The 13,726-nt window shown below is 35.2% G+C and carries 11 protein-coding genes and 2 pseudogenes; all 13 read left to right on the top strand.

The features are described 5' to 3' along the window. Positions 1–4 precede the first annotated feature (4 nt). The gene (locus H8796_RS19045; protein WP_187343858.1) at positions 5–1,141 is read left to right on the top strand and encodes a polysaccharide pyruvyl transferase family protein; all 1,137 of its coding nucleotides are present in this window, start codon (positions 5–7) and stop codon (positions 1,139–1,141) included. Between the two features lie 28 nt (positions 1,142–1,169). Next, complete coding sequence (locus H8796_RS19040; protein ID WP_008998405.1) at positions 1,170–2,495, top strand: O-antigen ligase family protein; 1,326 nt, start codon at positions 1,170–1,172, stop codon at positions 2,493–2,495. A gap of 35 nt (positions 2,496–2,530) precedes the next feature. Continuing rightward, positions 2,531–2,889, top strand: a pseudogene (locus H8796_RS25490) (hypothetical protein). Positions 2,890–3,291: 402 nt separating this feature from the next. Continuing rightward, a pseudogene (locus H8796_RS25485) lies at positions 3,292–3,748 on the top strand (hypothetical protein); the annotation flags it as partial. 292 nt (positions 3,749–4,040) lie between these two features. After that, positions 4,041–5,159 (top strand): glycoside hydrolase family 99-like domain-containing protein, encoded by a 1,119-nt coding sequence (locus H8796_RS19030; protein ID WP_008998403.1) that lies wholly within the window; start codon positions 4,041–4,043, stop codon positions 5,157–5,159. 232 nt (positions 5,160–5,391) lie between these two features. Beyond that, positions 5,392–6,513, top strand: a complete 1,122-nt coding sequence (locus H8796_RS19025) for a glycosyltransferase family 4 protein (protein WP_008998402.1) — start codon at positions 5,392–5,394, stop codon at positions 6,511–6,513. A 4-nt stretch (positions 6,514–6,517) separates the two neighbouring features. Next, on the top strand, positions 6,518–7,729 hold the full coding sequence (locus tag H8796_RS19020; protein WP_008998401.1) for a Coenzyme F420 hydrogenase/dehydrogenase, beta subunit C-terminal domain: 1,212 nt from the start codon (positions 6,518–6,520) through the stop codon (positions 7,727–7,729). Then, a complete protein-coding gene (locus H8796_RS19015) occupies positions 7,726–8,763 on the top strand; it encodes a polysaccharide pyruvyl transferase family protein (RefSeq protein WP_008998400.1) in 1,038 nt (345 codons plus the stop codon). Before H8796_RS19020 ends, H8796_RS19015 begins: the two co-directional genes overlap by 4 nt. 10 nt (positions 8,764–8,773) lie before the next feature. After that, positions 8,774–9,745 carry a glycosyltransferase gene (locus H8796_RS19010; RefSeq protein ID WP_117937605.1) on the top strand — a complete coding sequence of 324 codons (972 nt, stop codon included), beginning with the start codon at positions 8,774–8,776 and terminating at the stop codon, positions 9,743–9,745. After that, complete coding sequence (locus H8796_RS19005) at positions 9,727–10,293, top strand: acyltransferase (RefSeq protein WP_117937607.1); 567 nt, start codon at positions 9,727–9,729, stop codon at positions 10,291–10,293. The genes H8796_RS19010 and H8796_RS19005 overlap by 19 nt, the downstream gene beginning before the upstream one ends. Before the next feature lie 38 nt (positions 10,294–10,331). Next, entirely contained in the window at positions 10,332–11,510 is a 1,179-nt protein-coding gene (locus H8796_RS19000) for a glycosyltransferase (RefSeq protein ID WP_008998395.1), read from the top strand. A 46-nt stretch (positions 11,511–11,556) separates the two neighbouring features. Beyond that, positions 11,557–12,627, top strand: coding sequence for a radical SAM/SPASM domain-containing protein (locus H8796_RS18995; protein ID WP_008998394.1), 1,071 nt, complete (start codon positions 11,557–11,559; stop codon positions 12,625–12,627). A 4-nt stretch (positions 12,628–12,631) separates the two neighbouring features. Further along, the gene (locus tag H8796_RS18990) at positions 12,632–13,714 is read left to right on the top strand and encodes a glycosyltransferase family 4 protein (RefSeq protein ID WP_008998393.1); all 1,083 of its coding nucleotides are present in this window, start codon (positions 12,632–12,634) and stop codon (positions 13,712–13,714) included. Positions 13,715–13,726 lie beyond the last annotated feature (12 nt).

The raw sequence follows: 13,726 nt of genomic DNA, 5'->3' as shown, positions 1-13,726 counted from the left end.
TACAATGAAACCATATATTATCATTTCAGGACTTAATTTTAGAGATAATAATAGAGGAACAGCAGCTTTAAGCTATGGCTCACTTTCTTTTCTGAATGAGAGAGAATTGTTATCAAAGGAGACGAAAATTCTAAATTTTCGTTTTGTGAAAAATCTTTTTAAATCAAAAAATAGGGGAACTAATATTCAAAAGATTGATATAGCAGGTGTGAAATGGGAATGTTTAACGGTTAATGTTTTTTTTGTAGAAGCTTTGTTGTTTAAATATTTGCATGTTTGTTTACCTTTTACTAATTTAGGACGAATGATAAAGCAAGTCGAGTACGTTGCTGCAATTAATGGAGGAGATGGCTTTTCAGATATTTATAATACTACCTCTTTTCTCAATCGGTTGCCTGATATCAATTTAGCAATGAAATTTAATATTCCTGTTATTATTCTTCCTCAAACATTAGGACCATTTAGAGAGAGCAAGAATAAAGTTATAGCTGACCGTATACTTTGTTACGCTAGTCAAATTTTTGTTCGTGATGATAAATATGCTTCTGATTTGGAGGCAATGGGATTGAAGTATGAACAAACGAGGGATTTGTCATACTATATGAAACCGGAACCTTTTAACATTGAAATTAAGGCTAATGCAATAGGTATTAATATAAGCGGATTGGCTTATAGCAATAAATTTAGAACTCTTTCAGGGCAATTCTCTACGTATCCATATCTCATAAATAAACTTATTGTTTATTTCCAACAGAAGAATATTGCGATTTATTTAATACCTCATTCATATAATTATCAGAAAGTAGAAGTTGCAAATGACGATTTGGAAGCTGCACGTGATGTCTATTCTAAATTGCATGATAAGAGCAATATTATACTTATTGATCAAGATTTGATTTCGCCCCAAATAAAGTTTATTATATCTCAAATGAAGTTTTTTATTGGTACACGTATGCATGCTAATTTTGCAGCTATGTATACAGGAGTACCATTGTTTGGGTTAGCATATAGTTATAAATTTCAAGGAGCATTTGAAGCAAATGGCATTTATGATAGTACAGCCATGATAAATGATATCGGTGAAAAGGAAGCAGATGCTATAGTAGAGAGAATAGTTACAAAATATAAAAGCTTGGACTAATTTTAGCCTATATTACAATATCCGCTCTATGGCATTTATTCAATCTTGGTTAACCATTATCATTCTTGTGGCTTTTTTCGTAAAGTTGCGAATAGGTCTGGTTTTGTATCTCGTTTACTTTTTTTTGGTTCCATATTTTAATATAAATTTTTTAGGGATTTCTCTGAGCTGGAATTTTGCGAATATTTTACTTCTTATTGCTTTTGTCATAGATTATTATAAACATCACGGTAAAGTTAGGTTGGATTTACGTCCATTCTATCCATTTATTTTTTTCTATGCTATGATGCTTATTATGATGCCTTTTCAAGAGTTTGTTCCAACAGATATTGCATTGAATTCATGGCGTGCAAATATGATGACTAATTTAGTATTACCAATAGTTATGTGGAATGTGTCTAGATATGATCCTAAAATCATTAGATATAGTAGAAACTGTATGGTTATTGTAATTATTGTCATCGTTATATATGGAATTTTCTTGTTGACCTTGAATGGATTAAATCCTTATGTCTATTTTATGGCACAGATTAATAATGCAGAATTGCGTGAGGCTCAATTTGGTGAGCAAATGGCTCGGCTTATGATCAAAATATCATCAGTGTTCACTCACCCTATGATTTTCGGTCTATTTTTAGGCTTAGCAATGGTATATCTTTATTCTTTGAAAGATAAAATAAAACCATTATTTATATATTTATTGATGTTTTTTATTGTTGTCTGTATTTTTCTTTGTGGCATCCGTACTCCGATAGCTGCCATGTTTCTGACTGTTTTCTTTTATCTATTAATGTTACATCGAATTAAACCGATGATATATGTCGCCGTTATAGGATTTATTGGTTATGTTATTATTGAAAATATACCAGAACTATCAGCAATGGTAGATTCAATTTTTATTAAGGATAGTCGCAAAACGAATGTGGAAGGCTCTTCTATTGATATGCGTATGGAGCAACTGAATGGTTGTTTAAGGGAAATACAAAATTGTTTAATTTTTGGAAAGGGATATGAATGGTGTGGCTATTACATGTCTATTCATGATCTTCACCCTGTTTTATTAGCTTTCGAGTCTCTTATTTTCGTTGTACTTTGTAATAGTGGTATAGTAGGCTTGTGTGTGTGGTTCATTACATTTGTTTGGTTATTTAGGGGGGTATATAGAATGAACAAGAATGTTAATGTAACATTGTTTGTGATTACATTAGCTGTTTATTACATCGCTTATTCGACTATTACAGGAGAATATGGTTATATGAAATATTTTATTATTTTCTATACGCTATTATTAATAGACTCGAAAATATTTATAGGTAGAGAACATGTAAGCAGTCAAAAACTTGCTAGTCGCTAAAGGTCTATCATTGCTGTAAACAAAATAATAAAATTATGTATAGCAGTACAGATCTTGAAAGATTTTACTTTCGTACCAAACCGAGGCTTTGCCTCATGGCGAATCTTTCCAATTCTTTTGTGTGAAGCATAAAATTCCTTATAACCTCTTTCATAAATGGTATCAGGATACCCGTAACCGAGTAGTTGAAGTTAAAGTTGATGGCGTACCTGTTGCTAAAGCCGAGGAATCTCCCTGATCCAACTGCTATCCTGGTACTTTATCAGGAAGCAATGTGAATTCTGTTTGTATTTGGATTGATATTCGCATGAGCAATGGCCTTCATTCATCTAGAAAGAATTTAAGCTATCAGGATTTAGTTCTGCTGGTAGAGAAACTGGAAACTTTATGTTAAGTGTAATCGGTCTTAACCATTTCTATTATGTTCGTGATTTTACGGATGTGCGTTGCAATCACAGCCGCGTGTTGTCCATCATGCGCGAGCGGCTTCACCGCTAATCCTATGATAGGGATGTGTTTATAGTCATGTCTCGAAAACGTAGAATAGTCCATATGTTTTCATTCGATAACCGTTCCTACAGTGTGTTTGAAAAGAAGTTTGTATCAGGCTATCAATTCATGAAAGTGGAGCGAAAAGGGGTTGATACAATTTATCGGATTGACTGAAAGAATGTAGTTTTAATTCTTGAGAATCTGATTATTAGAGCCTTGATAATCAGATAATTATATGACTATGTTATTTGCGGGCTTGGAGAATGTTTTGCTATCTTTAATGCTGTAAATCAGAGGCTTAAATATGAACGAACTGCAACTTGTAATTGAATTAAAACGGGAGTTGTTGAGTAGGGAAAACTACTCACGTGCTCCTATAAATTATAGTGAAGGTATGGCAGAAGATCAAAAAGACCGATATATTTAATACCTTGCCGAGGAGAGTCAAGACTTACGTTTGACAGAGAAAGCTATGCGTCTTACTTTTGAGGGTTTCATAGCCAAGCAAAAGGCTTTGGAGGAGCAATGGGCTTTATTCCAATTTTGGTATGAAGAGAAAACATTAGTATTGTCCGAAGAGCGTAAACTTCGTAAATCAGCGGAACGCAAGTTAAAATCCCTTCAGGAAAAGTTTGATTATGCGAATCAGGAACGTTCTGGTAAGAAGCCTAAATGGGGATATTTCCCCACTGTGGGGCATCCTGAGGTAGTAACCAAATTCGAAGGGACGAAAAGCCACTCCAGAGTTTCTTCAGGCTATTGGCTAATGCTTATGTTTTTATTAGTGATGAGTTGAAGGCAGCCCAGTTTAAAGATACTGTACACTAAGCATGTATGTCTCATGCAAAATAACATGGGCACTGACGAAATTACATTGGTTACAAGCCAGTGTTAAATTCAAAACTAAATTTATTAACAAAACTCGGTTTAGGGCACATTTATATGCCCTTTCAAAGGGAGATGCCTTTAATTGAGTACTTACTATAGTACCGTATTTTAGATTAGAGATGTTTACAATTGGTGCTAAATTATATAATTTATAACGAAAAACGAATGGGAAATAAAGTTGAAATAATAGCATTCTATTTGCCACAGTTCCATCCAATACCGGATAATGATGAATGGTGGGGAAAAGGTTTCACTGAGTGGACAAATGTTGGTAAAGCAAAAGCTTTATTTAAAGGGCACAATCAGCCCAGAGTTCCTGCTGATTTAGGATATTATGATTTAAGATTACCTATTGTACGAGAACAGCAAGTTGAATTAGCTAAGGAGGCGGGAGTTACAGCGTTCTGTTATTGGCATTATTGGTTTGGAAATGGAAAACGCTTGATGGCAGATATCTTTAATGAAGTCTTAAATACAGGGAAACCTGATTTCCCATTTTGTCTAGGTTGGGCAAATCATTCTTGGTATGCAAAGAATTGGAATAGTGATGGTACTTCAACTAATAAACTGTTGATAGAACAAATGTATCCAGGAATTGATGATGAAAAAATGCATTTTACATTTTTATTAAAGGCATTTAAGGATCCTAGATATGTAAAAATAGACAACAAGCCTTTTTTGCTTATTTTTGATCCAATTTCAATTCCTGAAGAATATATTCAGAACTTTAAATGTTGGACTGAAAGAGCCGGATTTGATGGGCTTTATTTGGTGGCAAATATAACGTCTTCATCTATTAGTAAAAAAGAACTATTAGCTAAAGGGTTCGATGTAGTCACTTACCAGAGGTTAGGTGGAATGGTAAATCCACAACTTCATAAGTTGGGTAAGGTGGGGAGAGGACTTTTTAAAATATATCAATATGCAAAAGGCTTTATTTTAAAACGTCCTCCTAGAATGATCGATTATAGTAAGTATTATCATTCATTAATAACGGAAGATGATCAATCTGTAGATGTAATACCTTCTATTGTACCACAATGGGATCATACTCCGCGTAGTGGATGGAATGGTAGTCTTTGGGTTAATTCAACTCCATATTTCTTTTATAAACATGTATTGGAAGCCTTAGATGCAATAAAAAATAAACCTCAAAATCAACAAATTCTTCTGTTGAAGTCTTGGAATGAATGGGGAGAAGGGAACTATATGGAACCTGATTTGAAAAATGGTAAAGGATATATAGAAGCTTTAAAAAAAGCTTTAAATAAAGGCTTGGAATAAATCTTTATAAGAGATTGAGCGCTTTTACAAATTTTGGAGTGAGGAGTAAGGTTTCACGTTTTGTCAATAGTTGGCCGTTGTTCAAACTTTGCATGGTCTAAAAAAATAATAGTCATGCATAGTAGTGAAGATTTTGAGAAATAATGTAAACTATAGCTCCCAAAAACCAGGAATACTGGGCTAAGGATTATTGTTATAGGGGCTGGATACTTACGATATATACCTTTTTTATATGAATAAGAAAAAAATATCTTGGATAACTCCAAGTTGTTTCATTGATGTTGATTTGCCAATTATAAATCTTTTAGCCAAAGATTATTCTATTGATTGGCAAATAGTGGTAGAAAATAATCAGGAGATCGATTATGAGTTATATGTAAGATCTGTACTGAAAGACAATCCTAATGTTTTGGTCTATTTTTTCTATTTAACGTATCGACTTAGGAGCCCTCATAATATAATTGATTTAATACGTATTATTAAAAGAGCTAGAGCATTTCTTCCAAATTTGTATTATATTTCAGCAGCTATGCATCCTTATGGCACTATGATGTATCGTTTAATGCTTCCTAAAAGAAATGTCGTTATCGCATGTCACAATGTTTCTACTCCAAGAGGAGCTAATTCGGAAAAATGGGCTAAAAAACTAACTAATATGTGGATTCGTAGTTTTAAGAATATTCAGGTCTTCTCAAGAAGCCAGGAAGTAATTCTCAAAGAGAAAGTTCATGGAAAGAATATTCTAATGGCACATTTGGCTTTAAAGGATTATGGAGAATCTACTATTGAAGTAAATAAAAAGGAAGAACGGACTTTTAGATTTTTATTTTTTGGAAATATTGTTGCATATAAGCGGGTTGATTTATTGATTGAAGCTGCAAATATTTTGCATGATAGAGGTATTGAAAACTTCAAAGTAAGGATTGCTGGTAGCTGTAATTGTAATTGGGAACAAAACTATGCATCGTTTATAAAGTGTCCAGATGTGTTTGAACTAATGATTAAACGAATTCCTAACGAGGATGTAGCTAATATGTTTGCAGATAGTCATGTTTTTGTTATGCCTTATCAAGATATAGCCCAAAGTGGGGCTATAACGGTAGCATTTAGATATAATGTCGTTACATTGGTCTCTGACATTCCTCAATTTAAGGAGTTTGTAGAAGATGGAGTGACGGGATTAGCATTCCAATCAGGAAATGCAGGTGATTTAGCGGATAAAATGCAGTGGTGTATAGAAAACAGGGATGTGCTTTTAAAAGAACTTTCTGTTAATCAAAAGAATTTTGTAGATAAGGAGCTTTCGCTAACCAGTATTGTTGCGAAATATAAAGACTTCTTTTCTAAATTGTAAATTTATGAGTTTTGTACCTCGACTGGCTACAGATAAACAATGTACAGGCTGTTTTGCTTGTATAGATGTGTGCAATAAAAATGCTATAAATATAGTTGAACATTATGATGGGCATCGGTATGTAGAGATAGATAAAAGTAAATGTGTTGGTTGTGGCATGTGTGAACAAATCTGTCCGATCGTCTCGAATTTCGAATATCAGAAAAGTGAATATTCAGATTTCTATGCAGCTTGGGCAAAAAATAGAACACATCGAAAGACTAGTGCTTCAGGTGGCGCTTTTTATGCAATGGCGTTTTCTGTAATAGAACAAGGGGGAATTGTGTTTGGTGCGAAAATAGAATCACCTTGTTATGTTCATCATCAGGCAATTGAGACTAAGGAAGAATTGAGTTGTTTGCAGGGGTCAAAATATACACATAGCAATACATCTGGAAATTATAAACTCGCTTTGAAATATTTGAAGGAAGGTCGAATGGTTCTTTTCTCGGGTACAGGTTGTCAAATTGCTGGACTATTATCTTTTTTGAAAGATAGAACTTATAAAGGGAATCTGGTTACGGTGGATTTAATTTGTGGTGGAATTCCTTCTAGAATTTTAATTGATAAATTTATTAGTCAGGCACCGTATAAAGTGAAGCGTGTTTTGTCATTTCGTACAAAGGAAACAGGATGGAAACCTAGAGGATTTCGTTATAATTTAAAAGTCGAAGATGAAAATGGTAAAATTTATGATTATGCAAATAAAAATAATTTAATTACTACTGGGTTTAGTCTCGAATTAACGAATAGGTATTCTTGTTATGACTGTCCTTTCGTTGGAAAAAATCGCAAATCAGACTTTACCATAGGGGATTATTGGGGATGTATTAAATATGATGAAGAACATTTTGATGGTATATCGTTGATTATAGCTCATACTGATAAAGCGAGGCAGTTCCTTTCGTCATTAAGAGATTCTTTATTTTATGATAAGGCTGATATGAACTTAGCCATATCTCATAATCATAGATTGGTAACAGGACATTCGATTCAGCAATATTTTTTAGAACGAAAGTTGTTGGCTTTCCTTTCTTCACAATTAAGTGACAGCACATTTTCAAAAATATATGCAAATACATTTTCAAATAAAAGTCCATGGATACTGTTGAAAGTGATTCGGAAAGTTTACGGAATAGTAGTAAATATTATAGATAGAATAGGACATAAGCAATGAAAATCGGATTATTAACATATCATAAGTCGTATAATTGTGGAGCAGTGTTGCAAACTTATGCCACATGTCGGCTTCTTAAGGAATTGGGACATGAAGTAGAGTTGATAGACCTTAGGCAGCCAGAACCTATAAAGTTGAGACAATTGATTTTTATTCCTCGCTTTATTAAATTTTATAGGTTTTGCAAAAAGTTTTACCCATCGCTTACACGGCATTATAAGACAGTGGAGGAGCTTAAAAAGGCAAAGTTGGATTATGATTGTTTATTGGTAGGAAGTGACCAAACATGGAATCCTTTAATTAGTCGTGAACAATGTTTAGCCTATTTTCTTGATTTTGGAGGGGAGCAGGTTCGCAGAGTGTCGTTTGCTTCGAGCTTTGGGGTGAATATGTGGCCGGAGAGCCATAAAGAGCTACTGCCTACTATAGATAAACTTCTTCATCGTTTTTCGGGCATATCTGTGAGAGAAGTTACGGGCCAAAATATATTAAAGCAGCAATTTAGCCTTGATAGTAGCTTAGTGCTTGATCCTACAATGTTACATTCTTCTTATGTGGAAATTACTTCATCTATTACTCCCAATCATCGCATTGTCTGTTATCTCTTGAATCGTAATGATTGTCAGCTTGATATGGCACGTTATCTTTCATACAAGATGGGTATACCGGCTCGTATGATATTTAATGGATATCCTTTGAGAGGGTTTGAATATTGTTATCCTCCTGCTATAAAAGGATGGATAGAGCAGATTGGTGGAGCGGAGGTTGTAGTGACAGATTCCTTCCATGGATTAGTGTTTAGCTTGCTTTATCATCGTCAGTTTGCTGTGATTCCTATAGCGAATGGATTATCGAGCCGTCTGCTTGATTTGCTTGATTTAGTAGGACTAGAAAATCATGTGTTTACTTCACAGGAGGAGTTGGAAAAGAACATGGAGGTGCTTCAGCGTCCGATTGATTATGAGAGGGTAGACAGTATATTGGCTATTTATAGAGAACGGTCAATTGACTTTTTGCGTAATGTTTTAAAATAAGGATAGTAAGATGATACACATATTACATGGCTTTTCTAATGTGGATAGTGAGTTTAAGCCCCGAAATTTGCGACAAGAGGTGCACTATATTGAATCGCCTCGTACTAAGAAACGTATCGTGGGTTGGACGATAGGCTGTTTTCGAGCTCTATGTTGTTCCCGAAAAGGGGAAACAGTGTTTTGTTGGTATGATTTTCAAGCTGTATTACTTTATTGGATGTGTCTTTTGACTTTCCAGCGTAGAAATATTGGTTGTCTCAATATTCTTTTAAAAAAGAAAGATACTATACAAAATCGCATTGTGTCGAAAATGTATCGCAAGGCTTTAATGTCGAAATATTTCCATGCCAGTGTAACTTCTTCTCATTATGGAGAATTGTTGAAAGAGTGGTTGTGTCTTGATTTTAATTATACTGTAATTCATGACCCTTATCATGAAAAATGGGAAAGAAAATGTGAATCGTTGAATCATGATATATTTGTAGGTGGAGGAAATTCAAGAGATTGGTCTTTTATGCTAGAAGTGGCAAAACAAATGTCTGATGTGAAATTTTTATTTGTAATGAATAGCTTAGACTATCATATGTATAAAGAATATATAACAGAGAACATTAAGGTGAAATGTAATCTGCCCTTTAATCAGTTTCTACAAGAGATGGCTAATTCCGCCATAGTAGCAATGCCACTGACAACCGAAGCTCAGGCAGGATTATTGGTGTTGTTTCAAGCAGCGGGAAGTAAGAGATTTGTTATTACCTCCTCAACCGCTACAACAAGAGCATATATTACTTCTGATCGGGGGTGTGCTTTGGAGCGTGATGTAAAGCAATGGAAAGATGCTATTCGTTATTATTTATTGAATGAGAAAGAACGTAATGATAAGGCACTCAAACTCCACAAGTTTCTAAAAGATGTTTGTGGAAGAGATAATTTTGATTCTGGCATTCAAAAAATCGTGGACTTATGCGAATCAAATTATTAGTCAAGTATCTGATTGGATGGCTTAAATGCAGATTTAATCACATCGAGTGTGGAGATTGCTGTTATCTTGGGATTAATTTAAATATAATCAATAAGGGGAATTTTAAATTGGGAGATAATGTAAAGTTCCGGCCTTCGTTGGATGTTTATATAAGTCGGAATGCTCTTTTGTCTATAGGAGACCACACAGAGATAGGCAATCATTCCACAATATCAGCACATAACATTGTGATAATAGGAAAAGGAGTGCTAACCGGTCCTTATGTATTTATAGCAGACCATAATCATGAATATAGAAATCCGGATGTTTATATTTATAAACAAGGATGTAGGGCTGGTAAGGATGATCGTGTACTGATAGATGATGGCACTTGGCTTGGAACAAATGTAGTCGTAGTGGGCAATGTCCATATTGGCAAGCAATGCGTAATAGGGGCAAACTCTGTAGTGACCAAGGATATACCGGATTATTGTGTAGCAGCAGGTAGTCCTGCAAAAGTGCTTAAAAGGTATAACTTTGAAAGTAAAGAATGGGAGAGGCTTAGATAACTAAATAGTATGACTAGAAAAATACTCAATTATTTCTTATGAAAATATTATTGGCAAACAAGTTTTATTACCGTCGTGGCGGTGATTGTATCTATATGCTTAACCTGGAGTTATTGCTACGAGAGTATGGACATGAGGTAGCGATATTTGCAATGGATTATCCTGATAATTTGGAAACTCCATGGAGAAAATATTTTCCGAGTGAAGTGAAGTTTAAACCCGGATTAGGAATGTTGGAAGCTTTTCTGCGTCCATTGGGAACAAATGAAGTAAAAAGAAATTTCTGTGCATTATTAGATGAATTCAAACCTGACGTAGTACATTTGAATAATATTCATACGCAACTTTCTCCCATAATTGCTGAACTAGCACATGAAAGAGGAATTAAAGTTGTATGGACTCTACATGATTTGAAGCTTCTTTGTCCTCGTTATGATTGTCTTCGTAATGGAAAAATAGCCTGTGAAGAATGTTTTATGGATAAACGTAAGGTGCTTGAGTATAAATGTATGAAGAACTCTATTGTTGCTAGTTTCTTAGCTTATAAGGAAGCAGTATCATGGAATCGTGAGCGTTTGGAGAAATGTACAGATATATTTATTTGCCCAAGTTTATTTATAGCGAATAAGATGATACAAGGAGGCTTTGATAAAACAAAAATGTGTACACTCTGTAATTTTATAGATATAGAAAAAACAAGGAAGCAAGAGTATAATAAGTTGGATTATTATTGTTTTATAGGTCGTCTATCTAATGAAAAAGGGGTGGTTACATTGGTAAAAGCAGCTCGTCAGTTGCCATATAAATTGAAAATTATTGGTGAAGGCCCCCTGATGGAAGAGTTGAAAATACTGTGCAAAGGAACAAATATCGAACTTGTAGGCTATAAACAATGGCCGGAAATAAAAGAACTATTAGGATGCGCTCGTTTTAGTGTTATTTCATCGGAATGTAACGAAAATAATCCACTTTCAGTGATTGAAGCACAATGTTTAGGAACTCCAGTTTTGGGAGCGTGCATTGGAGGTATTCCCGAATTGGTAGAAGAGGGAAAAAGTGGAATGTTGTTCAAATCAAAAGATATAGTGGACTTAAAAAAGAAAATTGAGATGATGTTCACATATACGTTTGATTACGAATCATTGGCCAAAAAATCACAAGAAAGATACTCTGCTGATACTTACTATAAACAGCTGATGAAGATTTACACCAAGTGATGAGGAAACATATTTCTTTCGTATATATTTAAAATCTTATTATATTATGACTACAAATAATATCCCGTGTCCTACGGACGCGAGCATTATTCTGACGTATCGTTGCCCGATGCGTTGCAAGATGTGTAATGTGTGGCAGTATCCCACAGAAAAGAGTAAAGAAATACAGCCAGAGGAGTTACGTACACTTCCGAAGCTGAAATTTATAAATCTGACAGGTGGCGAGCCTTTCATTCGTGAGGATTTGGATAAGATTGTTGAAGAATGCTATAAACATACGGATCGTATTGTGATTTCCACTTCCGGATGGTTTGAAGACCGTGTGGTAGCATTGGCTAAGAAATTCCCTAATATCGGTATTCGTATTTCTATCGAGGGATTAAGTTGCAAGAATGATGAGTTGCGTGGTCATGCGGGTGGCTTTGATAAAGGGTTGCGTACGTTATTGACGCTGAAAGGTATGGGACTGAAAGACATCGGTTTTGGATGTACAGTATCCAATAATAACTCAAAAGACATGCTTTCGCTTTATCAATTGAGTAAGTCATTGGGAATGGAGTTTGCTACAGCCGCTTTTCATAATTCGTATTATTTTCATAAAGATGATAATGTGATAACGAATAAAGACGAAGTCTGCAAAAACTTTGAACAGTTGATAGAATGGCAATTGAAGGAGAATCATCCGAAAAGTTGGTTTCGTGCTTTCTTCAATATGGGGTTGATTAACTATATAGAAGGAGGTCGCCGTATGCTGCCATGCGAAGCCGGTTCTGCCAATTTCTTTATTGAACCTTATGGTGATGTGTATCCATGTAATGGTTTGGAGGAAAAATACTGGATGAAGAAAATGGGTAATATTCGTGAAACTCTGAACTTTATGACTATTTGGGAAAGTGAACAAGCACAGCAGGTACGTGATATGGTACGCAAATGTCCGAAGAACTGCTGGATGGTGGGTACTGCTTCTCCGGTGATGCACAAATATATCAAACATCCGTTAAAGTGGGCTATAGCAAATAAACTTCGTAGTATGCAAGGGAAGTCTGCCTGTCTTGATAAGTGTTGGTATAATGTAGGGCAGGATCCTTGTCAAGGGGACCTAAGAGAAAAGTTCTGATACTATGAAAATTGTAGTAACCGGTACCCGGGGAATACCCAATATCCTAGGTGGTGTCGAAACACACTGCGAGGAACTTTTTCCTCGTATGGCACAAAAAGATATTGATATAACTATTGTTCGTCGTAAAAGTTATGTTCATGATTCACTTACGGAATATCAGGGAGTGAAATTGGTGGATATAACAACCCCGAAGAAAAAATCACTGGAAGCCGTTATTCATACGTTCAAGGCGATTTTGAAAGCAAGAAGTCTGCATGCGGATATTGTGCATATCCATGCTATTGGTCCGGCATTGCTGACTCCCCTGGCGCGTCTGTTGGGAATGAAAGTCGTTTTTACTCACCATGGTCCGGATTATGACAGGGATAAATGGGGGCTTGCGGCTAAAACGATGTTGAAGCTGGGGGAACGAATGGGTGTAATGTTTGCAAATGAGGTAATTGTCATTTCGGAAGTGATAAATGATATTCTGGTGCGCAAATATGGACGGAGAGACTGTCGTCTTATTTACAATGGAGTGCCTGCGCCTGATAAAATTGCAGATACGGATTATCTGGAGAGTCTGGGTGTGGAATCTCATAAGTATGTATTTGCCATGGGACGTTTTGTGCCCGAAAAGAATTTTCATCATTTGATTCATGCGTTTTCGGCTTTAAAACGACTTGACTATAAACTCATATTAGCCGGTGATAGCGATTTTGAAGATGATTATTCGATAAATTTAAAGAAACTGGCCAAGGAAAATGGGGTAATTCTTACGGGATTTATTAAAGGTAAGAAATTGCATGAATTGTTGACTCATGCCTGTTGTTTTGTGTTGCCTTCTTCTCACGAGGGATTGCCTATCGCGTTGTTGGAGGCTATGAGCTATGACCTACCTGTAATCGTAAGTAACATCCCTGCTAACCTGGAGGTAGGATTAGCGTATGATTGTTATTTTCAGACTGACGATGAAAAAGAGCTAAAAGACAAATTGCAAAAAGCGTTATCAAAAGATTTTGTTCCGGTATCTTATTCTATGGATGAATACAATTGGGATACAATTGCAGAGCAAGTATTAGCGGTATATCGGGGAGTGGTTTAAAATATTAATAAA

Origin of the sequence: Bacteroides sp. M10, from assembly GCF_014334015.1 — a bacterium.
Lineage (GTDB): Bacteria > Bacteroidota > Bacteroidia > Bacteroidales > Bacteroidaceae > Bacteroides > Bacteroides intestinigallinarum.
Note: the sequence above shows the minus strand (reverse complement) of the source record. Positions and strands in the feature narration are given on the sequence as shown.

Coding starts and splice junctions, on each gene's coding strand:
- H8796_RS19045 (WP_187343858.1), top strand. CDS start 5: ATGAAACCATATATTATCATTTCAGGACTTAATTTTAGAGATAATAAT.
- H8796_RS19040 (WP_008998405.1), top strand. CDS start 1,170: ATGGCATTTATTCAATCTTGGTTAACCATTATCATTCTTGTGGCTTTT.
- H8796_RS19030 (WP_008998403.1), top strand. CDS start 4,041: ATGGGAAATAAAGTTGAAATAATAGCATTCTATTTGCCACAGTTCCAT.
- H8796_RS19025 (WP_008998402.1), top strand. CDS start 5,392: ATGAATAAGAAAAAAATATCTTGGATAACTCCAAGTTGTTTCATTGAT.
- H8796_RS19020 (WP_008998401.1), top strand. CDS start 6,518: ATGAGTTTTGTACCTCGACTGGCTACAGATAAACAATGTACAGGCTGT.
- H8796_RS19015 (WP_008998400.1), top strand. CDS start 7,726: ATGAAAATCGGATTATTAACATATCATAAGTCGTATAATTGTGGAGCA.
- H8796_RS19010 (WP_117937605.1), top strand. CDS start 8,774: ATGATACACATATTACATGGCTTTTCTAATGTGGATAGTGAGTTTAAG.
- H8796_RS19005 (WP_117937607.1), top strand. CDS start 9,727: ATGCGAATCAAATTATTAGTCAAGTATCTGATTGGATGGCTTAAATGC.
- H8796_RS19000 (WP_008998395.1), top strand. CDS start 10,332: ATGAAAATATTATTGGCAAACAAGTTTTATTACCGTCGTGGCGGTGAT.
- H8796_RS18995 (WP_008998394.1), top strand. CDS start 11,557: ATGACTACAAATAATATCCCGTGTCCTACGGACGCGAGCATTATTCTG.
- H8796_RS18990 (WP_008998393.1), top strand. CDS start 12,632: ATGAAAATTGTAGTAACCGGTACCCGGGGAATACCCAATATCCTAGGT.